The organism is Photobacterium rosenbergii (assembly GCF_033022775.1).
Taxonomy (GTDB): Bacteria; Pseudomonadota; Gammaproteobacteria; order Enterobacterales; family Vibrionaceae; genus Photobacterium; species Photobacterium rosenbergii_A.
In genome coordinates this window covers 20,616-44,194 of the sequence record NZ_JAWJZI010000002.1, presented here as the reverse complement: position 1 = coordinate 44,194, position 23,579 = coordinate 20,616, and the positions used below count along the sequence as shown (strand labels likewise).

At 50.8% G+C, this 23,579-nt stretch carries 18 protein-coding genes; 7 read left to right on the top strand and 11 right to left on the bottom strand.

The features are described from left to right. The first annotated feature begins 93 nt into the window (after positions 1-93). Complete coding sequence (locus R2X38_RS04435; RefSeq protein WP_317520942.1) at positions 94-804, top strand: aspartate/glutamate racemase family protein; 711 nt, start codon at positions 94-96, stop codon at positions 802-804. Positions 805-827: 23 nt separating this feature from the next. Here the strand turns inward: R2X38_RS04435 and R2X38_RS04430 are convergent, their stop codons facing one another. After that, on the bottom strand, positions 828-1,616 hold the full coding sequence (locus R2X38_RS04430) for a TSUP family transporter (RefSeq protein WP_317520941.1): 789 nt from the start codon (positions 1,614-1,616) through the stop codon (positions 828-830). A 591-nt stretch (positions 1,617-2,207) separates the two neighbouring features. Here R2X38_RS04430 and R2X38_RS04425 point away from each other — a divergent pair. The 3 genes from R2X38_RS04425 to R2X38_RS04415 are packed head-to-tail and all read left to right on the top strand — an operon-like array spanning position 2,208 to position 5,123. After that, entirely contained in the window at positions 2,208-2,927 is a 720-nt protein-coding gene (locus R2X38_RS04425; protein WP_317520940.1) for a (Fe-S)-binding protein, read from the top strand. 13 nt (positions 2,928-2,940) lie between these two features. Next, entirely contained in the window at positions 2,941-4,365 is a 1,425-nt protein-coding gene (locus tag R2X38_RS04420) for a LutB/LldF family L-lactate oxidation iron-sulfur protein (protein ID WP_317520939.1), read from the top strand. A gap of 2 nt (positions 4,366-4,367) precedes the next feature. Then, the gene (locus tag R2X38_RS04415; protein ID WP_317520938.1) at positions 4,368-5,123 is read left to right on the top strand and encodes a lactate utilization protein C; all 756 of its coding nucleotides are present in this window, start codon (positions 4,368-4,370) and stop codon (positions 5,121-5,123) included. Between the two features lie 21 nt (positions 5,124-5,144). Here the strand turns inward: R2X38_RS04415 and R2X38_RS04410 are convergent, their stop codons facing one another. From R2X38_RS04410 to cmoM, 10 genes are all read right to left on the bottom strand, one after another. Then, positions 5,145-5,585 (bottom strand): group II truncated hemoglobin, encoded by a 441-nt coding sequence (locus R2X38_RS04410; protein ID WP_317520937.1) that lies wholly within the window; start codon positions 5,583-5,585, stop codon positions 5,145-5,147. Between the two features lie 234 nt (positions 5,586-5,819). Then, positions 5,820-8,309, bottom strand: a complete 2,490-nt coding sequence (torA, locus tag R2X38_RS04405) for a trimethylamine-N-oxide reductase TorA (protein WP_317520936.1) — start codon at positions 8,307-8,309, stop codon at positions 5,820-5,822. A gap of 23 nt (positions 8,310-8,332) precedes the next feature. Further along, positions 8,333-9,517: a pentaheme c-type cytochrome TorC gene (gene torC, locus R2X38_RS04400; protein ID WP_317520935.1), complete on the bottom strand. Its 1,185-nt coding sequence runs from the start codon at positions 9,515-9,517 to the stop codon at positions 8,333-8,335. 59 nt (positions 9,518-9,576) lie between these two features. Next, the gene (gene torE, locus R2X38_RS04395) at positions 9,577-9,750 is read right to left on the bottom strand and encodes a trimethylamine N-oxide reductase system protein TorE (protein WP_039464313.1); all 174 of its coding nucleotides are present in this window, start codon (positions 9,748-9,750) and stop codon (positions 9,577-9,579) included. A 304-nt stretch (positions 9,751-10,054) separates the two neighbouring features. Further along, on the bottom strand, positions 10,055-10,840 hold the full coding sequence (locus R2X38_RS04390) for a tetratricopeptide repeat protein (RefSeq protein WP_317520934.1): 786 nt from the start codon (positions 10,838-10,840) through the stop codon (positions 10,055-10,057). A gap of 351 nt (positions 10,841-11,191) precedes the next feature. Further along, entirely contained in the window at positions 11,192-12,193 is a 1,002-nt protein-coding gene (locus tag R2X38_RS04385) for a membrane lipoprotein lipid attachment site-containing protein (RefSeq protein WP_317520933.1), read from the bottom strand. 295 nt (positions 12,194-12,488) lie between these two features. Continuing rightward, a complete protein-coding gene (gene mukB / locus R2X38_RS04380; RefSeq protein ID WP_317520932.1) occupies positions 12,489-16,952 on the bottom strand; it encodes a chromosome partition protein MukB in 4,464 nt (1,487 codons plus the stop codon). Next, positions 16,952-17,680 carry a chromosome partition protein MukE gene (mukE, locus tag R2X38_RS04375; protein ID WP_317520931.1) on the bottom strand — a complete coding sequence of 243 codons (729 nt, stop codon included), beginning with the start codon at positions 17,678-17,680 and terminating at the stop codon, positions 16,952-16,954. The genes mukB and mukE overlap by 1 nt, the downstream gene beginning before the upstream one ends. Continuing rightward, complete coding sequence (gene mukF / locus R2X38_RS04370) at positions 17,661-18,983, bottom strand: chromosome partition protein MukF (protein WP_039468757.1); 1,323 nt, start codon at positions 18,981-18,983, stop codon at positions 17,661-17,663. Before mukF ends, mukE begins: the two co-directional genes overlap by 20 nt. Beyond that, positions 18,980-19,801 (bottom strand): tRNA uridine 5-oxyacetic acid(34) methyltransferase CmoM, encoded by an 822-nt coding sequence (cmoM, locus tag R2X38_RS04365; protein ID WP_317520930.1) that lies wholly within the window; start codon positions 19,799-19,801, stop codon positions 18,980-18,982. Before cmoM ends, mukF begins: the two co-directional genes overlap by 4 nt. 120 nt (positions 19,802-19,921) lie before the next feature. On the opposite strand from cmoM, the gene elyC reads away from it, so the two are divergent. From elyC to R2X38_RS04350, 3 genes are all read left to right on the top strand, one after another. Continuing rightward, a complete protein-coding gene (gene elyC, locus R2X38_RS04360) occupies positions 19,922-20,704 on the top strand; it encodes an envelope biogenesis factor ElyC (protein WP_317520929.1) in 783 nt (260 codons plus the stop codon). 339 nt (positions 20,705-21,043) lie between these two features. Continuing rightward, positions 21,044-22,432, top strand: coding sequence for an L-cystine transporter (locus R2X38_RS04355; RefSeq protein WP_317520928.1), 1,389 nt, complete (start codon positions 21,044-21,046; stop codon positions 22,430-22,432). Positions 22,433-22,641: 209 nt separating this feature from the next. After that, entirely contained in the window at positions 22,642-23,517 is an 876-nt protein-coding gene (locus tag R2X38_RS04350) for a DMT family transporter (protein WP_317520927.1), read from the top strand. The last annotated feature ends 62 nt before the right edge of the window (positions 23,518-23,579 follow it).

The following is a 23,579-nucleotide window of genomic DNA, read 5'->3' as shown; positions in this document are numbered from 1 at the left end:
CGATTATGCATAACTGGCTCAGCAACGGCATTTCTCACCACCACATCACTCCCCTATAGTGAACTCAGTGGAAAATACTGTAGGAACAACAAGATGAGCAGGAAATTAGGTATATTGGGCGGAATGGGGCCACTAGCCACTGTCGAGTTCATGCAAAAAATCATCGCGCAGACACCAGCCAGCAGCGACCAACAACATATTCCTATGCTGGTTAGTAATAACCCGCAAATCCCTGACCGTACCGCTTTCCTGATCAGCAACGGCGATGATCCCTACCCTGCCCTGAAGCAGGGTATGGAACAACTTGAGCAGGCTGGGGCCGAATGTATCGTCATGCCATGCAATACCGCCCATTACTGGTATCCAAGGCTGAGCAATACCTGCCGGGTACACATGATCAGTATTCTCGATAGTGTGGTTGATGAAGCCAAACAGCGTGGCTACAAAAAGGTTGGGATCATGGCCACTACCGCGACCATGACGACGAGGATGTATGAAACTAAGCTGGCCCAAAAGCAAATTGCTGCCGTTGCCCCAGAGCAAGAACAACAACTCGCTGTAATGGATGGGATCTATGCCGTCAAAGCCGGAGACGTCGAACAGGGTCACCGGTTAATGAAACCAGTATTTGACTCCCTGCTCGTGCAAGGTGCGGATGCCGTTATACTAGGCTGCACAGAGATCCCCGTCGCCCTGGCTGAAACCGTGTTTAATCAGCCAGAGCAATGCCTCGACTCGCTCAATATCTTGGCAAAAGCCTGTATTGACTGGGCGACGGCTGACTCAGCCGAGCTCGTGGCCTAGTGATCTAAAGAAAGGCAGAGTGGTTATACAAAAGAAACTAATGTATCCAACCACTGAGGGTGATCTTCAGCTAGTAGCTTCACCGCCATAACCATAGATACTGTCACCACCAATGGGCGGATTAATTTTCGCCCTTTGGTCACGACCACCTTCGCACCTAACCTTGCACCGATAAAGCCGCCTAATGCCATGACCAAACCGATTTCCCACACCGGCAATCCGGCAGCGACAAAAAACAGCAGTGCAGCAAAGTTAGAGGTAAAGTTAAGCACCTTGGTTTTAGCCGTTGCCTCGACAATGCCCAACTGGGCGATAACCACAAAACAAACGGCAAACAGTGAGCCAGTCCCCGGACCAAAGAAACCATCGTAAAAGCCTATCCCGGTACCAACGGTCAAAGCAAACCCCGCCTGGCTTAGCTTCGGCATGCCGCCACCCTCGCCAGCTTCAGGGGCAAACAGGAAAGACAAGGCAATCACCACCAACAGTGCCGGGATCACCTTGGTAAGTGTGCCGGCATCCATATACTGGACAAGCAAGGCACCTGCGGCAGAGCCTACAAAGGTGCACAAGATAGCCAAGCGCATCTCGCCCAATTTAACCAACCCGTTGCGGACAAAGTACAGCGAGGCAGAAAAACTACCGAATGAACTTTGCAGCTTGTTGGTCGCCAGTGCCTGGGCGGGAGGAAGCCCCGCTGCTAGCAAAGCGGGCACCGTCAGCATACCGCCACCGCCAGCAAGGGCATCAATAAACCCGGCAAGGCTCGCAACCAAAAACAAAGCCCCGATAATTTCCCAAGAAAATTCCATACAACTTCCAACATAAAGTAAAACACAGCAACAAGCAGACGCCCAATGGAGCAAAGCCACCCCAAAGGCACGATAGAATACGGATTGCCAGCAAAAAGAAAAATGAAAATATGGATAACGACTTATTCCCATTTTTAATAGGTGGGATTTGTAACTAATTTTCTTTTTAAGGATGGGATGCGCCGTTTTGTTGTTATTTTACAAACATTGCTGGGCAGGGGCTACGCCAGGTTACCAAGCCTTTGACTTGCCACTGGCGAAACAACGGCAAATTTAACCACAGCATTAGTGCAGGGATAAAAAATCATTATTTCCAAAAGTTGATTAATCATTTTTCTCCTTTTCACCAATCAAATCTATAAGTGCCTATTTTAATTATAAATATCTTTTGATGCTGATTTTTTTCATTTCCCTTAACCGGCCACATTCATGCTGATTTTCGCATTAATGGCCATAAAAAAGCGTAGCGCAAAGGCTGCGATTCCCTACAATATCCTTCCTATAACACCATTTCGTTACACCCTGTAAACAAAATTACAAAGAGTGAAGCGTTAGCCTGCTAGCCACTTCACCCCCAGCACTGGAGCAAGTATGAAGGTCAACCTATTCGCCACCTGCCTGTGCGATACCGTCAAGGCGGAAGTCGCCAAAAAAAGCGTATTACTGCTGGAGCAACTCGGCTGTGAAGTCATCTTCCCAGAGCAGCAAGGCTGTTGTGGCCAACCTTCGCTCAATTCTGGCTATATCAATGACAGCAAAAAAGGGATGAAAAACCTCATCACGGCCTTTGAAGCCAATGAGTACCCGATTGTTTCCCCTGCCGGCTCCTGCGTCGCTTCTATCAAGCGCTACCCGGAATATCTGGCCGACGAGCCAGAATGGGCACAGCGGGCACAACAGGTCGCCGACCGTTTCTTCGAACTGACCCAGTTTATCGTCAACCAGTTGGATGTGACCCAGCTCGGCGCAAAGCTAGATGGCCGCGCGGTTTACCACCCTTCGTGCAGCCTGATCCGCAAACTTAATGTGCGTGAAGAGCCCATCAAGCTACTTGAACAAGTCGACGGGCTGACCCTGCTTCCGATTAACCATCAGGAAACCTGCTGCGGTTTCGGGGGAACCTTCTCTATCAAAATGTCGGAGATCTCCGGTGAGATGGTCAAAGAGAAAGTCAGCCATATCAGCGCCGTCGAGCCTGACTACCTGATTGGCGCAGACATCAGCTGCCTGATGAATATCGGCGGCCGTATCAGCCGTGAGGGCAAGCCCATCAAAGTTATGCACATCGTCGATGTGTTGATGAGCCGCTGAGGGAGGAAATGTAATGTCGATGAAAACCAGCAGCACCCAGTTCAAACAACGCATCGAAGTTCAAATGCAAGATACCTTCATGCGTGAATCCGTCGCAAGTGCACAAACCCGGATGTTCACCAACCGCCAGGTAGCTGCCGACAAATTGGGCAACTGGGAGCAATGGCGTGAAATGGGCATGGATATCCGTAACCATGTTCTGGAAAACCTGGACTACTACCTCCACCAGCTGAGCGAAAGTGTCAGCAGTAACGGCGGCAAGGTGTTCTTTGCCCAAACCGCCGAACAGGCCACTGCCTATATCGAATCCATCATCCAGGATAAAAATGCCAAGAAAGTGGTTAAATCCAAATCCATGGTGACTGAGGAGATCAGCCTCAATGCGATGATTGAGCGCAACGGCTGCGATGTGGTCGAAACCGACCTTGGCGAATACATTCTGCAAGTGGATGACTATGATGCGCCGTCGCATATCGTCGTGCCCGCCCTGCACAAAAACCGCTACCAGATCCGCGATATCTTCCGCGACAAAATCGGCTACCAAGGCAGTGAGGAGCCAGAGGCCCTCACCCGCTATGTCCGCGACTATATTCGCCACGACTTTCTGGAAGCCGATATCGGCATTACCGGCTGTAATTTTGCGGTTGCCGAATCAGGCACCGTGACACTGGTGACCAACGAGGGTAATGCCCGCCTCGCCACCAGCCTACCAAAGACCCATATTGCGGTTATGGGTATGGAGCGGATCGTCCCGACCTTCGAAGAGTTGGATATTGTGATCAGCCTGCTGTGCCGCAGTGCGGTCGGCCTGCCCCTGACCGGTTATGTCACCGCCTTGACCGGTCCAAGGGAAGAGGAGCACCTTGATGGCCCGGAAGAGTTCCATTTAGTCATCGTTGATAATGGTCGCTCTGATATCTTGGGATCGGAGTTCAAAGATATCCTGCGCTGCGTACGTTGTGCCGCCTGTGTCAATACCTGCCCGGCCTACCGCCATATCGGGGGCCAGTCGTACGGCTCAATTTATTCCGGGCCGATTGGCGCGGTACTGTCGCCATTGCTTGGTGGCTATGAGGACTTCAAAGAGCTGCCGTATGCCTGCAGCCTCTGTAAAGCTTGCCATGATGTCTGCCCGGTCAAAATCCCGCTGTCTGACCTACTGCTCAAGCACCGGCAGAAAATGGCAGAGCAAGGCATGACCCCGCTGTCGGAACGGATGAGTGTCACCGCATTCAACATTATCAATGCCAAGCCATTGTTATGGGATAAAACCGTGAAAGTCGGTGCCACCTTGGCCAGCGGCCTGATCCGAAACGGCAAACTGCCCCTGCAAATCGGCGCGATCGGTGAATGGACAGAAGCAAGGGATCTGCCTCAACCTGACGGGCAGTCATTCCGCAGCTGGTTTAAAAACAGACAATCTACCCCGGAGTCTTGAACATGAGCGATATCATCAACCGCAACCGCTTCCTCGATAACATCGCCGCCAAGCTGGGGCGGCCTCGGCAAACAACGCCTGTTGAGCGTCCTTCGCTGCGCTATACCTGCCACCAGGACGTCATGGCAGGGAAAAGCCATGACGAACTCAAGCAGGCTTTGATTGATTACACCCACAAGGCTTTGGGCGCCCAAGCACTCGTCACCACACGGGCCGATCTAACGGAAACCTTACGGCAGGTCTGCGCCGGATACTGCCTGGATGAAACAGCCCCTAACCATGCAAATACACCATTAGCCGCGCCGAGCGAAACCTTGGTCTCTGCCGATCCGCGCCTGCTCGAATTGTTTGACCCCGAGCAACTGGATACTGACGAGCATGTTGTCCATGTGTGGAATACCCAACTTGGCTATGGGCCGAATATCGAAATTGCCGAGCGGGCGAAAGTCGGTATCGTCTATGCAGAGCAGGCGCTGGCTGAGTCCGGCACTATGGTGCTGTATAGCCAACCGGCACAAGGGCGTGCTATCAGCCTGCTGCCTGAAGCCTCGGTGTTTGTGGTACCCAAAAGTGCACTGGTTGCCCGCTTGACCCAGGCGACCGCCGAGCTGCACAAAAAAGCCGAGCAAGGCGAACGCCTTCCGTCCTGTGTGAACTTTATCTCCGGGCCTAGCTCGACGGCTGATATCGAACTGATCAAAGTGGTTGGCGTTCATGGCCCAGTTTATGCTACCTATATCATTATTGATGACCTATAGCAGCCAGTGGCAAGGATGGTGCTAGGAGCGGTTACGGCACATCTCGGCAGGGAAAGACAGTTGGACCATGACGTGCCGCTTGAACAGTTCGTCATAGCCCTGCTCGTCCAATGCTTTTTGCATACAGTGCAGCCAAACTTCTTTCTCTGCCACCCCAATAGCCAGATGACGATGCGCACCAGGGAGATTCATCATCCCAAATTTCTCTTCATAGCGGGCAGGCCCGCCTAGCCAGCCAATAAGAAACGTCGTTAGCTTTTCTATTGACTCGCTGAGATCGTCGTCATGCATCTCGCGTACCTTCTTTGCCTGCGGCAAGGTATCCATATGGCGGTAAAATGACTCTACCAGCGCCCGGACGCCTTCTTCACCACCGGCGGCTTCAAAAGCAATTCCCGCTACCGTGTAATCCGGTGCCGTTCTCTCTTTTACTGTGTAATCATTGGGTCTGTAAGGCTTCATGTCCAACTACAACTGTCTGCTAAGACTTTCAGGATTATTAATAGTCCAATTATACGGGAAATCTGCGGGCTGGCGCTGTGTTACATCTCAGAAACCAGTGTCAAAGTACACTGAGATAACAAAGCGGAAAAGCGTGATGACCAAGCGAAAAAAAATAACCCGCCATGGAAGGCGGGTTATAAATTTTCATCCAGTCATGCTAGGCCATGGATAACAGCTAAGTGGCTAAGGCCTTCAGGTTTCAATAATCGGCCCACCAAAGGCTGTCACCGGCGGTACCTCACCTTTGAACTTCTCAATATCTGCCACAACCGTGTTGGCACTGGTTGCTTGGGCTAACTCTGAAGAGCCGACATCCATGGTCAAGGTGTTAGGATCGCCATAGGTATCAATCGCCCCCAGCTTCTCGCTGAGCGGACCATACCATGCCCCTTCATGGATCCGGATCACGCCAGGAGGGTAATCATCGGAAACCACCGCCCCGGCCAATAACTGGCCGCGATCATTGAACACCCTGACCAAATCACCATCATTGATGCCACGGGCTTTGGCATCTTCAGGGCTGATATAGACAGGTTCGCGATCTTGCACCGCATAAGTGGCTCGGTATTCTTCCGATTCACACATCTGCGAGTGGAGGCGTTTGTCTGGGTGGCAGGACTGCAACCACAGCGGATACTTGTCTGAACCTGGCCCGCCATGCGAACGCTCGGCTTTTTCAAACCACATTGGATGGCCCTGGCAGTGCTCGTAGTTATAGCTGGCTATCTTGCGGCTGTAGATCTCAATAAACCCAGAAGGCGTACCCAGCGGGTTGATTTCAGGATCTTCGCGAAAATCCGCATGTCGGACAAAGTTTTTACCTTCACCGAAATCGACCCAGCCAGCCTCACCCACTTCCCAGAACTCATCAAATTCCGGCATTTCAAAATTGGCTTTGTTGGCCTCGCGGCATTCATCATAGAGCGAGCGCACCCACTCCATTTCATCCATGCCGCGGGTATATTCCTTGTTGCGGCCAAAACGACGGCAGAAATCGGTAAAAATATCAAAGTCGGTGCGCGACTGATAAAGCGGATCCACCAGCTTGTGCATCGCTAGTACACCGGTACCCGAATAGGCGCCGTACAAGTCGATATCATTACGCTCGAACTGGGTGCAGGCAGGCAGCACGATATCAGAGAACCGGCAGGTCGCCGTCCAGGCAAAATCAATAGTGACGACGGTTTGCAACTTCTGGAAGGCGGTTTTCATCCGATTGCGGTCTTGATGGTGATGCCAAGGGTTACAGCCACTGACCACCAGCATTTTGGTATCCGGCAGCACCACCTTCGACCCGTTGTAATTGATTTCTTTACCCGGTTCTAGAATCGCATCGATCCAACGGGCCACCGGGATAGTCCGGCTGTAACCTTTGAAGTCGTTATTGTCCCACTTAGGTTTCTTGCCTTCATCGACATTACGCGGGAAACCACCCGGACCGGCAGCGCCTGTTGGTGGGATCCCCACCCCACTATAGTGGTGGGAATAAGAAATACCGCCACCCGGCAGGCCGATCTGACCCAGCATGGTCGCAATCACAGCGCCCATCCAGTATGGCTGCTCACCGTGCTGCTGACGTTGCACCGCCCAACCAAAGATTATCTGGGTACGGTCTTTTGCCAGCAGCCGGGCGAACTCACGGATCTCATCGGCTTTCACGCCACAGATAGGCTCGGCCCACTCAGGGGTTTTCTCCACTTTGTCTTTGGTTTCACCCAACACGTAAGGCATAAACTCATCAAAGCCCAAGGCATAGGTTTCGATAAAGGCTTTATCGTAGAGCTCTTCTTTGTACAAGGTATGGGCAATTGCCAGCATGAAAGGCACATCCGTCTGCGGGTTCACATACAGCTGATCGCAGCCCAGGTAGTTCTGACTTTTTGACTTAACCGGATCGACCGAGATCACTTTGATCTCGCCCTTGGCAACCTTGTCCTTGAGCTGTTCGTAGTACATGTAAGAATCATGGGTCTCACACTGCCAACCCACCTGGGTATTCTTGACCGGATCATTGGCCCACAGGATCACGGTTTTACTGTTTTCCAGAATATCCGGCCAAGACGTCCCCTGGGCATAGACCTCGGTCGAGCCCAGCACATAAGGCATGATGGTCTGGCCTGCGCCAGTAGAATAATCCCCGACCTTGGTCATGAAGTTACCGTGCATCCCGACCGCTCGCTGCATATGGTTACCACAGCTATGAAACTGACCTGTTTGGCGCCAACCTGTCATCCCTGCGTGGAGTGCCCATGGGCCGTAATCTTTCTGGATCCGCTCCAACTCGTTGTAGAAGATATCCAGTGCTTCATCCCAGGTTACTCGGACAAAGCGGTTGTTACCGCGGGTGTCACCGCTGTATTTGTGCTTCTTGAGCCAATCCAAACGGATCATTGGGTAACGGACGCGGGAAGGGTTATAGATAATCCCCTTGATCCCATTAATCATATCCGTCGGGTATTTATCCCGCTCCAACGGTTTGATCTCTACCACCTTACCGTTATAGATTTTGGCGCGGAATGCCCCCCAGTGGGAGCCCGTGGTTTTCCAAACGCCGTCTGCCGAATACGGTGACGACACCTCTTCGGCAGCACGGGCTACCGAGGTGAGTAAACTGGGGCCAATAACGCCAACTGCGCTTGTGGTTACCAGCCCTGACAAAAATTGACGTCGACTCAGAGACATGTTTTTACCTCGCTTCGCTTCTTTTAATGGCCGCCATCAGAAAAGTCTGATGAGTGTTTCTGTAGGTATTTCAGCACTAGGGCTTCACTGTCACGGTCGAGGTTGACGAACGCCAACATACCGTTGAACATACCCGGCCATGTATTTGCATCGAAGTGATTTTCCGCAGGCTGTGTATGGCAAGTACTACAGTTGTTGTTATAGGCAGGCCTTGCCTCAGCCCAGATTTCCTCTACATCATCAAGCAAAGACTCTTTCGGCATCCACAATTTCACGGTAACCCGCTGCCAGCCCAAGCCGGTCAGTTCATCTTCTTTCTCTTCAAACTTTTCAACCAAGGTATCACTCAGTGCCGCGTCCTTACTCAACGCCGCGGTTGGAATATTGAGGCCAAAGTCTTCGTTGATCACCCGGCCAAAGCCTTTGGTTTTGCGCCAACCGGAAATCTCAACCTGTACCGCATTGTCTTTCACCTGCACCACATTCACTTCTGAAGCCGGATTGAGCTGACCGCCATCAATGGTCAGGGCTTCATCTTCATACATAGGGAGATAGCGAACACTGAAATAATTCTCGCCTTCTTTGAAGGAAGTGTTGCCCGCCTTCTGTACCAATTTTTGAACCATACCGCCTGAGAGTTCCATATTGCCCGGCAACTCATGGGCTATCCCTTTGTGGCAATCCATACAGCTCTGGTCACGTTCAGCGGCTTGCTGCATCTGCGTACGAGCAAGATCTGACATCTCCTCCCATTTCATGCTGTCGTAGTTGTGGCAGTTTTTACACTCCAACGAACCATTGGCAGAAAAACGCTCCCACTCGTGATTAGCCAGCTCCAACCGTTTTTCCAAAAACTTTTCCCGGGTATTGATCGTTCCGAAAATTGCGCCGTATACCTCTTTGCTGGCTTGCATTTTCCTAGCGATTTTATCGGTCCAGTTATGGGGCACATGGCAATCGGGGCAGGTAGCCCTGACACCGGAGTGATTTGACCAGTGCACGGTCTCTTGAAGCTCTTCGTAAACATTGTCACGCATTTCGTGACAACCAATACAGAACTTTTCAGTATTGGTCATTTCAAGAGTGGTATTAAAGCCCCCCCAGAAAATGACCCCGGCGATGAAACCGCCGAGCGTCAATACGCCCAAACTAATGTGTACTGCTGGACGCCAAAATGTCGCCCACAGCTTTTTCAACGCATTCATCATAGTGTTCTACCTATATCCTGTGCTGCTTTACTCTGGCGCTCATATCTCGGCAATCGAAATTACCCATGGCCAGGAGGCCCAAGGAAAAACACCTGCATCGCCCACACGATAAAACCGTAACCTCCTACGATGGCGACAGCTAAAATGGGAAATAGGAAAATGGTGATAAATAGAAAAGAGCGCCATTCGTACTTGGCTTTCTCTTTGTCACTGACGGGTTCAGGGTTGCTCATTGCTTCTTTCCTTTTACCTATCTTGTTCTTTGACTCTCAAGTGAGGCAGTTGCCCGATACCCGTCTGAATGAGTAATTGATCTATAGATCGCATAGGAAAATGATTGATCAAACACTTAGGTAGATTGATATCACTCTTAAGAGCTAATTTTTGTAAGTATAGTTAAGGATTGAATCTGGACTCGAAATTGCAAAGGAAATCTCAAGCCAAAGGGGAGATGGAGTAGCGGGACCGAAAAAGCACAGTAGAAGCACAAAAAAGGTGCCATTAGGCACCTTTTTCATGTCTCGTATAGGGAATCAGTTACAACGCAGCGCTGTAAATGGTCTGGTTCTGCTGGTACAACTTCAAGCGCTGTTCAAAGTTAGCGTAGCGCTGACCGTTAGGCTCTTCCAGCTTACCAATTGCCGTTTCTTGCGCTTCGACTGCGCGGCGGAACTCTCCACATGCAGCATAAGCAGCGGCTAGGTTATCGTAGTCGCCGGCATCGCCTGTGCCGTTGCGGTTTAATACCTGCTTCGCCAATTTCAGCGCACGCTCACCGTCACGCATACGTTCGTCAGAGCAAGTTGCATATAGCCATACCAGGTTACGCTTGGATTCCAAAGAACCACCGTTGGCAGCTTCATTAAACCACTTGATAGCGTTGCCGCAGTCAACCGAACCCGTCGCACCTGACGCATAGTACATACCCAGTTCAACCATGGCAGGAACATCGCCTTCATTAGCCGCTTCAGTGTACCAGTGAACGGCTTGCTGGTGATCGCGAGGTAGTACCTCACCTTTCTTGAACAAATCACCAATCAATGTTTTTACTTCAGGCATATCAACAGCCGCTTTTTCCAACCAGTACATACCTTTTAGCGGGTCGGCTTTGAGGCCATTGCTACCTTCAAGGTAAGCACGCCCCAAAAACAGCTGCATATTTTTATCACCCTGCTCGGCTTCAAGCTCAACATAGTTCAGAGTTGATAGCAGGTGGTGCTCAGGAGAAGTGGTTACAGAAGCATTGGCAGTTGTTGCACCCAGTGCAACTAGGCCGAAAATGGCACCAAATACAACTTGTTTCAGGGTCATCTTAGCTGGCATATCTCGGTCTCTTTCAAAGCGTTTGCGGTTTCTGGGTAGGAAATTTAAAGAAGTAATGGTCAAAAAACAACCACAAAAGATAAGACACTAGAGACCAAGAAAGGTGACATCGACGCTTAATTTTATTCGTGTCAGCAACTTAACGCTCACAAAAAAATGTAGATCAAAATCAAAAATGAGAGATAGATCCGATTTACATGAGCTATATGATACGGGTATTTGCTGAATAAGAGCTGGATGACAGCACATTATTCTTCACCCGCCAATAAGCCTGTATATACCAAGTTGCTTGGGGATATAAATAAAAACAGCCAGAAGTCTGGCTGTTTGTAGAAGGTAAGTAGCCCTTAATTACAGGTTACGATAGTGCTCATCACCTGCCTTGATGTACTGGTTTTCGTATTTCTTCGACTCACCATCAAGGTCGATATCAAGGTCGATTTGGTTTGGCAGGTCAAACAACGCATCACACACCAGGACGATATCGTAATTACCCTCTTTGACGTACTTCATCTCGTAGGAGTTATCGTCATTTACCTTGGCGGTTTTAACCGGTGGGTAATCCGAACCGAGATCTCCATATTCGGGTGAATCTGCGTCATAGAGATAAACATAGGCATCTTTCACCGAGGTTGAACATGACGAAACATCAATATCTCCATACACGATCCCAGCCGTAATATTGTCAACGACTTTGAAGCCTTCATTTTTGAGGTAGTAGGCCTGCTCAATGAGCTGGATCATGCTCTTGAGATCAAATGTCATGGTGAAGGTGGTCGGCACATCGATATTGATATCCAAACCGTCGAACTTCAAGTCATCGACGATATCCATCTTCATCTTGTCGACTGGGTTACCGACATACGAATACGGGGTATCCAAGAAGTCTCCGTAGCTACCCTGCAGAATTGACAGAGCCATACTGGTATATTCGCCAACTGGCAGGAGTTGCTCGGAAATCAGGTTAACCAAATCCACCCCTGTGACATCATATAAATCGATAACAATAAACTTCGGATAACCATCATTATCAACCGGGATTTCGGAATCAGCTGGGATACACTGGGTCGAGTTCACACCGTACGGATCGGACATACTCTTGGTGGTCCACTCGACAATGGTTCCCGCCAAATCCATAACCTGTACTGCATCTATGGCCACACAAGCCTGAAGATCATCTGCCCCCTTAGGTACTTCGTTAGGTGGCGTTGAAACATCCACCGATACAGGTACTGACGATGCCCCATCGTCTTGGTTCGGTGCCGGATCATTATTTAATGAAGCAGCCCCATCGGAATCACTACACCCGGCCACAATGAGCGTGGCGAGCACTGGTAATATTATTTTTTTCATGTCATCACCCCTACGACAAATAAAAACTGGCCTGTACCAAACCAACATGCTGGCCGCTTAGTGTTTGGCTATGTATTTTTGTGTCATGCCTGAACAAAACTGAGCAGCTAACAAAGCTCGGTTTTGTTCAGGCTGACAAGTGGCCGAATCTGACAGTTAAAATTTTAGGCGGATATGGAAGGGCAAAAAATTTATCGTTAGGGTAATTAAGTAATGAGAAAAAGTTCTTATCTTCAAGACGAAAAAAGCCGGTCATACGACCGGCTTTACTATTTCGAAATCAGATTAGATGCGGTTATACAGGATCCAGCTCCAGCATGGTCTGGATATTGGCAGGTGTTTTTGTCTCCTGGCCGAAACCACGTAGGCCAACCACATGCACGTGCTCGCGATCTTTGAAGATCTTACGCACCAGCTTATAGGTGGTCCCTTTCTCAGGGCTGATATTCTCAGGCGCTGCAATAAGAAGCTGCATATCCAAGCGGTCACAAAGCTCAAACAGCGTTGCAATCGACTTACCATCTAGTCGCGCGGCCTCATCGAGGAACAACAGACGACATGGGATGATATCTTTACCTCGCAGACGTCGGGATTCTTCTTCCCAGCTTTGTACAACCATCAGCAGGATTGCCTGACCAGTACCAATCGCCTCACCGGTAGACAGCGCCCCAGATTCAGCCTGTAGCCAACCGTCAGTACCACGGTTAACCTCAATACTCAGCTCAAGGTAGTTACGGTAGTCCAGCAACTCTTCACCCATCACCTGCGGTGAACGCTGACCAACATCAATATGCGGGTTCAGGCGCTGGAACAACTTGGCAATCGCTTCCGAGAATGACAGGCGGTGGTTACCGAACAAGTCCTGATGCTGATCTTGCTGATCAGCCAAACCTTCCAACAGCTGCTCGTGGGTTTCGCGCACTTTCACATTCAGACGCACACCTTTAACCTGACCAAACCCGATATTCTGCAGACCTTGGTTTAGCATGCGGATACGGTTCTGTTCACGCTGGATGGTCTTGCGAATAATGTTCGCTACCGAATCAGAGCTAAGCGCCAAACGTTGTTCACGGGCGGTAAGCTCTTCACTCAGACGAGCCAGCTCCACTTCCATCTCTTCGATCGCTTCAACTGGATCATCAGTACGGATGATATCGTGACGGATACGCTCACGCAGGTGCTGGTAAACCGCAATGTAGAATAGAACCTTGCGCTCTGGGCGAGAGACATCTTCCGAGGCACGCAGAGCATCACGCAGGCTCTCGTTATCTGCAACCGCTAAGCGCAACGCACCCAAAGATTTATCCGATAGCGAACGTAGTTCATCAGCCGACATATAAGCCATTTCGCGGCGGTGCAAGCGACGTTCAACATCACTCTCACGCGCAAGGCGCAGTACTGCACACCAGCCTGCTTTGGCTGTCACCACAAGCTTGCGGATCTCTTGGTATTCTTTGCCTACTTTACGCAGGCGTTTCACCAAGCCTTTCATTTCCAGCTCGACAGAAGTAATGCCTTTCTCTAGCTGGCTGCGGCGAGTACGCGACGTGTGCAGACGCTCATTCAGCTCATCACGGCGCAGACGGGCACGCTCTTCGGCTTCCACATCAGCACGTACACCCAACTCCTGAAGCTCACGCTCGAACTCCTGAACCGTTTCCAGTTTCGCCTGATGCGAACTCTTCAGCGACGCCAACAGTTGGTTGTACTGGTTAGCTTGAGAACGCGTCTGTTTCAGTGCATCACGGCAGCGGTTACGCTCACGCTCAGCCGAGGCCAACTTGGCTTTCAATTGCTCGTTCAGCTCAGAGCTCTTGTTGAGCATGTCGATGGAATCGGCATAGCCAAAGTGGTGACGACGCTCGGCCAAATCAGCCACCGCGAAGATCTTCGCTTTCAGGGTCTGAAGCTGTTTGTCAGCATCATCGTAGCTGATCTGCAAGGCATCAAACTGCTGGGGGTCAGCATCGAGAGCCGTAACCAGCGATTCAAGCTCAGTAATCGCTTTACCGTGGCGGTTAAGGTATTGACGAGCTTCATCCAGCTGCGACAGCTGCTGTTGTACTTCGTCAAAGCGTGCTTGCAGAGTGTCATCTTCCAGCAGGTTAACCAATGGGTTAATTTTACCCAGTAGGCCAAGCGCTTCGCGAGCCGCTGTCAGCTGGCTTCGTTGCTGCTGCTCCTGTGCTTGTGACTCAGAAAGCTGGCGGCTTACCTGATTGCGCTTGTCACGGGCAACTTTTAGCGCCGCTTCCGGATCGTCGCTAAAGGCAACAGCCATATGAGTTGCAACAAAGCTATTGAAGCTCTGGTACAAGCGTTGCAGTTTCTGCGAATCGAAAGACGCCTTGGCGTGATCTTCAACCAGCTGCTCACGATCTTCACGCAAGTGCTCTAGGCGCTGCTCGCGCGCTGCTCGGCCAAACAGTGGCACTTTCGGGAAACGAGAGTAGCGTAGTTGGCGATCGTTAAGATGAACGCATACTGCATCTTCCAGCTCATCGACATCAAAACCGCTGTCGTCGAATGAATCAGCATCACCTTCGATGATGTATAGGTCATCTGGACAGTCATCCAGCGCAACGAGTTTTTCTTTGATGCCTTTTAGATCCGGTACCACGATAGCGTGACGTGCCGGGCCATACATCGCACTGAAGTAAGGCGCATCAGCAAGGGTGATGTCATCGTAGATTTCAGATAGCAGGCTACCGCCCAAGGTATCAGCCAGGGCGCGTAGGCGTGAATCGTCACTACCGCCCGGTTGAGCCAGGCGTTCGATATCCAAATCAATCTGTTGCTTGCGGGCTGCCAGCTTGTCACGGGTCGCAGACGCTTCACGCTCTTTGTCCAGTGTCAGCTGCATCGCTTCCATCACCGCCTGGCTATCATAAAGCTCTCGCTCTGATTGCTCAGACAACTTTTCCAATGCTTCAGAGGCGGCAATCCACGCCGGTGCCGCCGCTTCCAGCGTTGAAATCTGACTAGTTAGCTGCTGCTCCTGGCGGCGCATGTCATTGCGCTGCTCGACCAAGATCTCCTGCTGTTGTTCCAGCTCTTCCAACGTCGCTTCGTGGCGCGCCTGCTCTTCAGCCAGTGCCAGTTCACCGTCAAGTTCAACCGTAAAGCGCTTAGCATAGGTTTCAGCCAGCTCAATGGCTTGGCGCTGATTACGCACTGCACGCTCAAGGTCACGGTACTGGGCTTTGAGCTGATCGCTACGCTCAGTAATCGCGCCTAGCTGGCGAGCTTTGGCAATCAATTCACGGGCTTTGCTGCCGGCTTCTGCACGCTCGATTGAGCCCGCAATAGTAGTGACAATCTGCAGGCCTTTCTCAAACTGCTGCGCCGCTGCCGACGACATATCCAGTTTGTGCTTAAGGGCCAACAATGCCGTTGTCTGAGTGTCCTGATCTTGCTTTAACTGGGCAAGGTATGGCACAGCCTGATCGGCCAGCATCTGGTGTTCACCGGTAATATCACGCGCTTTTTCCAGTGCCTGTACCGCTTGCTGGTATTGCAGGGCACGGGTCTGCTGCATATCCAGCGCCTGCTGGTAATCTGCCAACTGAGTTTTCAGGCTGTCGACTTCTTCTTCCGTCAGCAGTGCCTGCTCTTCAGCCATTGCAAGTTGCTCGGCAGCTTCTTCAACTACCATCACCTGCTCTTCCAGACGTTCTGTCAGCTCTTCCAGATCTTCACGGTAACGTTCGATCTTCTCTTGCTGACGTACCGCTGTTTGTACCAGCTGAAGATGGTCAGAAGCCGCTTGGTGATCCTGCTCCAGCGCACCTTCGCGCTCGGTCAGTTCATCCAGTTCCGCTGTCATGTTGGTCAGAGACGCCTGCTGATCATCCAAGCTCTTGCGAGAGCCCATCAGCTCACCACGCAAGCCCAGCGTTTTTTCCAGCTTCTGGCGACGCTCATTGGCATGGCGCATGTAGTCCGCTGCCACGTAGTTGGTCGCTTCGGTGATCAAATGTTTGAACAGATCACGGTCGCTCTGAGTCAGCTTGATCGCTTCCAGCGTCATGCGGTTTTCACGCAATGCCGCTTCCATGTCCTGGAATGCTTTCTTCACACCGCTGTTGTGCGGCAACAGGTAATCACGCAATGAGCGGGTAATGGCACTGGAGATACCACCGTAAAGCGAGGCTTCAATCAGACGATAGAATTTCGAGCGATCGGTGCTGTTACGCAGTTTCTTCGGTAGCACACCGAACTCGAACATCTGGACGTGGTAGTCCGTCACCGAGTTGAAGGCTTTGAACATTACGCCTTCATATTCGCTGCTGACCAGCTCTTTGACTTCGTTGATTTGACGTACACGCGCCTGGTTATCAGACAGTGTCTCAACCAAGATTTCGGTCGGTTTAACGTGTGATGGCAAGCCCTGGATAATAAAAGGCTTGATATCCACCTTCTTATCACGACCAGCAACCTGCTGCAGTTTCACCGCAAAAATGATGCGCTGATTCTTCGAGTTCACCACATCCAATGCCGAGTAACAGGTACCCGGCTTCAGCTTACCGTGCAGGCCCTTGTCACGAGAGGCATTGGAGCTACCCGCTTCGGTGGTATTACGGAAATGAAGCAGGCTCTGATCCGGAATAAGGGATGTGATAAATGCCGCCATAGTGGTCGACTTACCGGCACCATTACCGCCAGATAGCGTGGTTACCAGATTATCGATATCAAATGTGCGGGCAAAGAAGCCATTCCAGTTGACCATGGTCAACGATTGATACTTACCGCGTTCCATTAGGCTTCACCCTCCAAACCGGCTGTGTCTAACTCTTGTTCTTGTGTTTCATCAGCTTGCAGCAAGCTTGACTGGCTTGGCTCCTGCTGATGCACCACGACCGCTTCACCGTCGCGGATCAAGCGCATCTGCGCTTCACGCACATCATCACCGACACGAACATCTGCACCAAAGCGGAACACCGCTTCACTGATACGGAACTTACCGTTTTCGCCAATTGGAATGATCATGCCAAGGCGGCGCAGACGGCGCAGCGAGGTCTTGGTCTTGTCGAACAGCTTTTCTCGGTCAAGATCAGAGCCTGTCGCACGGTGAGTCACCAGCTTCATCAGCTTCTTCTCATCGGCTAGCTGCATCAGTTCGTCAAACAACTCTTGGTTGGTGAAGATCCCTTCGTGGGCCAATCGCTCCGGGCTGAGGTAAAGAAAACACAATACCTTACCCACCAGCATATCGAGCTCGGTCAGTACCGAGCGGCTGATCAACGAGGTCGAACGCGGGCGCAGGTAGAAAAAGCCTTCCGGTGCACGAACCAGTTCTGCGTTATAGCGCTTGTAAAACATTGCCAGCTCCTGCTCGAACTCAATCAGCAGGGCATGGTTGTCCAAATCTTCGCTGGAAATATGGCGACCAGAGCGAAGGGCGTTATCGAGTGCCGGGAAAAGCGGGTTGGCAATCGCCTTGGCCAGCTTTTCAGGCATAAATTCTTCAATATTTGTCAATGACATTTGCTTGTACCTTGGCTCCGTAGTCATTAATAGCTTCCCAATCAGGCTGGATGGCATTGAAATCCGACTCGGAGTAACCCAGTCGAACAGCCTGATCAATCACCAGACGCGCCATATCGAAATGCTGCGCGTGAGGGTGCTGAGCCAAATAATCTTTAAGAAGCAAACTCAAGTTAATTGCAGCGCCGGTTTCTTTGTGGGCCTGCAACATCGCGGCAATTTGTTCTGCCAGTTGGTCATTGACCAGATCCAGCTCTTCAAATTCCATTTCTTCCGGTACGATACCGGTCACTTCGTCATCACGCAGGACCAAAGCCTCATCACGCATATCAAGCAGTCGCTCGGCATCGGCGTAAGTCAGCATCCAAGGCGCGTCGAAGTAGTCTTTCACCGACTGGCGCAAGCGCTGGCTGAAAGCACGGTTCTTGTCCATGTCGATGGCAGTACGGATGAACTTATGGACATGGCGGTCATAACCAATCCACAAATCTATCGCCTGCTGTCCCCAGTTGATGATGCGGTCCAACTTGGCTTGCAAGTTAAATACCATGGCATCAACAAACTCCAGATCCGGGTTACCCTGAATCTCTTCCTGGATAATCAACAGCTGGGTTTGCAACTGGTCACCTGCCGCCTGCAAGGTGTCCTGCAGCTCACGGAGGGTGCTTGAGGTTTCGTTCAGCAGGGTTTCACAGCTACTGATCGCGGCGCGCCAGTCCTGGTTCAGCAGTTCGGCAATATCTTGCTTCACCTGTTGCTGCTGCTCGTCCATGGTGCGCTGGTTGAGATCGATACGGTCAAAGATCTCGGCCACGGAATACTTCAGTACCGCATGGACGTTCTGGCGCCAGTGCCGCTCGTCGCCGCCTTCCTGCGCTGCCGTGGCGGCCTTGTTGATTTCATCAGCAACCATGGCAAGCTGAATGGAAAGCTTCAGCGTCGAATACTCGCGGTGGCGAGCATAATAATCGGTGATCCCGAGTGCCAACGGGCTTAGACGGTAAATACTCGCACCGTCGGTCACTTCGCTGGTAAAACGGGAAATCAGGCGTTGGCGAACCAACTCATTAATGGCGTTGTTGGCACGGAAGGCCACGGTTTCTGGTGTCTGCTCGAACATATCGCTGACAATGCGAAACGCATCGATCAGTTCACCTTCCCCTAATTCTTCATCAAAACGATCGCCGCTCAATACAGCAATCGCCAACAGAAACGCCAGCCGCTCGGTTGGCAGGTTAAGCTCAAATTCATGCTGCTTAACCCAACTGACCAACTCGGGAACGGTCTGGGTTACTTCACTCATCCGTTGTCCTTATTGCTTTTGTATTTCTCAGTCTCTGAGCCAGATAACGGCTTTTGCGCATATACATGTATGTATCGCCCCAGTGACAAATAAGGTTCCTGACGGCAAAGTTGTTGCTCCATCGCCAGTACCTGTTCAAAACTGTAATCCCCGACCATGGTTGTCTGCATATAATCGTGGAATGTTCGTACTCCGGTTTTACCCAGGATGTTAAAACCTGCGCTTTCAAGCCAACGATATACCTCTTCAGGCTTGATCCCGTGCAGAGGTTGAAGTTTGAAGCGCTTTCTATGCGGCATCCCCTCTTCAATATGAGTCAGGTTGCCACAAATCAAGTTCTTAAACAGCAGGCCATTATAGTTGTAGAACATAACGGAAATAATACCGCCCGGTCTAACTTGCTCCAGAAGGTATTCCAAAGCCGCCTGCGGATCCGCCAGCCATTCCATCACAGCATGAAACAATACCAGATCAACCTGGTTATCCAGATGCTCCCCGATCTCCTGTACCGGGCTGTGAACCAAACGATACTGCTCAAGCAAGCCGTTTTTAGCAATATCTTGCTCAGCAAGCTTGAGCATTTCGCTAGAAAGATCACATAACGTAACGTGATGCCCTAGCTCTGCCACCTTCTGCGATAGTTGGCCAACACCCCCACCCGCATCCAATAGGTGCAGTGGTTTATCGCTCTTCAATAGGGCTAAAATTTGCTCAAGATCTTCCCAAACAACCGTTTGGCGGATCTGGCCTTTGCCAGTTCCGTAAATATTTTTTGCAAATTTTTGCGCTAAGTCGTCAAAATTTCGATCTTCGATCACGTCAGCTTTACGTTATGATAGCGGTTCTAAAAATGTGGCTTATTTTCTCACAAGCGATAAAGGAATAAAGGCTTGTGGTGCTTTTTCGAGCTCAACTGCTGATTTTTCGGACTACATTGCATGTTTGAACTAAAAAAAATTGTTTCTTCTTTACTCATGCCCCTACCCGCCATGCTATTGCTCGGCTTGTTCGGGCTGCTGCTGCTATGGTTTACCCGCCGCAAGGGACTGGCAAGCTTTTTCATTGGTTTTGCCTTCTTGGGAATCTTCCTTGTATCGTTCCAACCGGTAGCTACCAGCCTGCTGCGCCCGCTGGAAAAAGCCTACCCGCCCTATGTCCCGTCCGGTCAGACGGTAGAGTATGTCATGGTTTTGGGAAGCGGCCATGTGATTGATCATGCGATGCCTATCACCTCGCAACTTTCACGTACATCACTAATGCGCTTGAACGAAGGGATGCGCATCCACCGGCTATTTCCTGGTTCCAAGCTAATTCTGTCAGGCTATGGCGGTGGGACAGAGATCAGCCAGGCGAGGATGATGGCCAAGGTTGCCCTAGCCCTGGGGGTCAACAAAAACGATATTTTGCTACTTGAAACCGCCAAAGATACTTGGGAGGAAGCCTTTCAGGCTGCGTCTGTCGTAGGCGATAACAAACTCGTTATCGTGACATCAGCCAGCCATATGCAAAGGGCGATGGGAGAATTCCTTAAAGTTGGCTTGAACCCAACAGCGGCCCCGACCAACTTCCTTGCCAGCAATAAAATCGAACAGCCGTGGGAGCGCTACCGCCCGCAAGCCAAATACCTCGAGCAAACCGAGCGCTACTGGTACGAAAAGCTGGGGCGTTGGTGGCAAGAATTACGTACCATAGCAGGTGACGAAGATACCGCAGTTCAATAAAGCCCTTCCTTCTGCCTATCCGCCGGCTTTGTCCCTGCCGGCGGATCACTCTAAGTACATCATCCCCTCGTTATAAGCACTACTTTCCTCTTAAAGAATAATCGACCACCACCTCAATAGTCTTAAGACTAACTGGCTATTTCTCCCCTTGAGTTACCCCATGATGCTTAACGTTTAAGCTAAATAACATTTCGATCTATTAAATACCGATAGTTCATATCCAAAAGTATCGAAATCATTTCATGTTTTGCGAGTCGCATCATACTATTGCGCCAATTAGTGATTGATAATTTTGCAGAACGGAATTGCAAATAAACGACAACGGTAGGATAAGTTTCGATGCTTCAGATACTCAATTTGGCGGTCTTCGCCATCATTATTGCCCTGTTGGTTAAACAACAAAAATCAGAACAAACGCTGTCCAAGCGGGTATTTACCGCTCTGGGCCTTGGTGTGCTTTTCGGTGGTGCGCTTCAGCTTATTTACGGTGGCGGTAGCGATGTTATCGCTGGCACGCTGGACTACGTCAACATTGTTGGTGCGGGTTATGTGAGCCTGTTGAAGATGATCATCATGCCGTTGATCACCGTGTCGATTATTGGTGCGATTATCAAGGTTAAAGATTCTGGCTCACTGGGTAAAATCTCTGGCCTGAGTATCGGAATCCTGCTTGCAACGACAGCCGCGTCTGCTCTTATCGGTATCCTGATCAGCAGCATGTTCGGCCTAAGTGCTGAAGGTATTGTTCAGGGTGCACGCGAGATCGCCCGCGGTGAGATGCTGGAAACCCGCCTGACTTCGGTAGAGGCGATGTCTTTTGCTGACATGATTATCTCTTTCTTCCCGGCAAACCCATTTGCCGATTTGGCCGGTAGCCGTCCAACCTCAACCATTGCTGTCGTGATTTTCTCCGCCTTTGTGGGTGTCGCCGGCCTTACTGTTATCCGCACCCAGCCAGAGCTCGGCGCGAGCTTCGAGAGGTTCATGAATGTTGCCCAGGAAGTCGTTCGTACTCTAGTCCGCATGGTACTTAGCCTGACCCCTTACGGTGTGCTTGCGCTGATGACCAAAGTGGTGGCAGGTTCGAACTACGACGATATTCTTAGCCTGATTAACTTTGTGGTTGCTTCATATGTGGGTCTTGGCCTGATCCTAGTAATGCACCTAGTTCTAGTCACGTTCGTTGGCGTGAACCCGATCCGCTACCTGAAGAAGATCCTGCCAGTGCTGACTTTCGCGTTCACCTCGCGCTCAAGTGCTGGTACCATCCCGCTAAACGTTGAAACTCAGGTGAAGAAACTGGGTAACGGCGATGCTGTCTCAAACTTCTCAGCGTCATTCGGTGCCACCATGGGCCAAAACGGTTGTGCCGGTCTATACCCAGCGATGCTAGCCGTTATGATTGCCCCAACGGTGGGTATTAACCCTCTTGATCCGGGCTTCATGCTTACTCTGATTGCGATTGTCACGATCAGCTCGTTCGGTATCGCCGGTGTCGGTGGTGGCGCGACCTTCGCCGCCCTGATTGTCCTGTCAGCACTGGATATGCCCGTAGCGCTGGCTGGCCTTCTGATCTCTATCGAACCGTTGATTGATATGGGCCGTACAGCAGTTAACGTAAGCGGTGCGATGACAGCCGGTACCATTACTTCCCGGGTGCTGGGCCAAGCGGACAACAGCTTGTTTGAGGCTGACAACGACATCGAAGAGCAAACCGCAAAGGCGTAAGCGACTAGACGCCCAGCATTAGAAAACCGATGCCACCTATCACAATGATGGGTGGCATTATTGTAGTTTAAATCAGCGTTTACCCCTACCATTTACCATCAATAAAAAATACTCAGTGAAATTTCAGTCTCGATAGGTAGAATACCTCACTTGCCATACAATATGGCATTAGCACTTTTTACTTACCCTTTATCAAACACTGAGTTTCAATGCGTAACCCTGTCAACCAAGCTATCGTTCTACTTGTTGCTGCCAACCTACTCGCTTCCTTCTCGGATGTTTCTCTGAAAATCCTCAACGGTGAAGTGCCCACTTTCCAGTATGTCTTTATCCGACAGCTACTCAGCGTGATTATGCTGCTACCGTTTTGGCTAAAGCTTCCTGTGGCAAAACGCCTACAGGGGTGCTGCAAAATCACCTTCTGGCGCGCCCAATTAATCTTGATGGGTAGCGCCTGCGCCATGGTGGCGATCACCTTCTTGCCGCTGGCGACCGCCAATGCCATGTTCTACGTCGGCCCTCTGCTGATGCTTCCGCTGTCTGTCTTCTTGCTCAAGGAAATGCCGCCGCGGTCAAAAGTCATTGCGACCAGCATAGGGTTTGTGGGGGTACTCGTGGTATTGCGCCCGGAGCACTTCCACTGGGCTGCGATAGTCGGCCTCGGCAGTGCTTTGGCAATGGGGCTGGGTAATATATTGATCCGCAAGCTACCTAAAGATCAGCACCTGATATCAACGCTATTCTGGACCGGCGTTATGACACTGCCGCTATCGCTCGTGTTGGCACTGCCACAATGGGCCGATATTGAATGGCGGCATATTGGTTGGATCATGGCTATCAACCTGTTCGTGCTGGGTTACCACGCCTTGGTGGTCATTGGCTACAAGAAGGCTGCGGCAGGCCAGATTGCCTTAGCTGAATATTCGGGGCTGGTGTTTGTCACCGCCTTCGGGGTAATGTGGTTTGATGAAATACCAGACGCACTGACTGTGCTGGGCATTTTATTGATCGTGGTGCCAATGATGCCACTCAACTGGACGCGTTTATTTAGAAGCAAAGCCAACACGGCATCTAGCGAGCCTTAACCTTCAAACCCTACAAAAAAACGGGAGGCAAATGCCTCCCGTTTATCGATTCAATTAGCTTC

What these genes read in the sequence shown, in the direction of transcription:
- R2X38_RS04385 (WP_317520933.1), bottom strand. Translation starts at nt 12,193, where the DNA reads ATGAAAAAAATAATATTACCAGTGCTCGCCACGCTCATTGTGGCCGGG.
- torA (WP_317520936.1), bottom strand. Translation starts at nt 8,309, where the DNA reads ATGTCTCTGAGTCGACGTCAATTTTTGTCAGGGCTGGTAACCACAAGC.
- R2X38_RS04425 (WP_317520940.1), top strand. Translation starts at nt 2,208, where the DNA reads ATGAAGGTCAACCTATTCGCCACCTGCCTGTGCGATACCGTCAAGGCG.
- R2X38_RS04390 (WP_317520934.1), bottom strand. Translation starts at nt 10,840, where the DNA reads ATGCCAGCTAAGATGACCCTGAAACAAGTTGTATTTGGTGCCATTTTC.
- R2X38_RS04355 (WP_317520928.1), top strand. Translation starts at nt 21,044, where the DNA reads ATGCTTCAGATACTCAATTTGGCGGTCTTCGCCATCATTATTGCCCTG.
- mukB (WP_317520932.1), bottom strand. Translation starts at nt 16,952, where the DNA reads ATGGAACGCGGTAAGTATCAATCGTTGACCATGGTCAACTGGAATGGC.
- torE (WP_039464313.1), bottom strand. Translation starts at nt 9,750, where the DNA reads ATGAGCAACCCTGAACCCGTCAGTGACAAAGAGAAAGCCAAGTACGAA.
- torC (WP_317520935.1), bottom strand. Translation starts at nt 9,517, where the DNA reads ATGATGAATGCGTTGAAAAAGCTGTGGGCGACATTTTGGCGTCCAGCA.
- R2X38_RS04430 (WP_317520941.1), bottom strand. Translation starts at nt 1,616, where the DNA reads ATGGAATTTTCTTGGGAAATTATCGGGGCTTTGTTTTTGGTTGCGAGC.
- elyC (WP_317520929.1), top strand. Translation starts at nt 19,922, where the DNA reads ATGTTTGAACTAAAAAAAATTGTTTCTTCTTTACTCATGCCCCTACCC.
- R2X38_RS04420 (WP_317520939.1), top strand. Translation starts at nt 2,941, where the DNA reads ATGTCGATGAAAACCAGCAGCACCCAGTTCAAACAACGCATCGAAGTT.
- R2X38_RS04415 (WP_317520938.1), top strand. Translation starts at nt 4,368, where the DNA reads ATGAGCGATATCATCAACCGCAACCGCTTCCTCGATAACATCGCCGCC.
- mukE (WP_317520931.1), bottom strand. Translation starts at nt 17,680, where the DNA reads ATGTCATTGACAAATATTGAAGAATTTATGCCTGAAAAGCTGGCCAAG.
- R2X38_RS04410 (WP_317520937.1), bottom strand. Translation starts at nt 5,585, where the DNA reads ATGAAGCCTTACAGACCCAATGATTACACAGTAAAAGAGAGAACGGCA.
- R2X38_RS04350 (WP_317520927.1), top strand. Translation starts at nt 22,642, where the DNA reads ATGCGTAACCCTGTCAACCAAGCTATCGTTCTACTTGTTGCTGCCAAC.
- R2X38_RS04435 (WP_317520942.1), top strand. Translation starts at nt 94, where the DNA reads ATGAGCAGGAAATTAGGTATATTGGGCGGAATGGGGCCACTAGCCACT.
- mukF (WP_039468757.1), bottom strand. Translation starts at nt 18,983, where the DNA reads ATGAGTGAAGTAACCCAGACCGTTCCCGAGTTGGTCAGTTGGGTTAAG.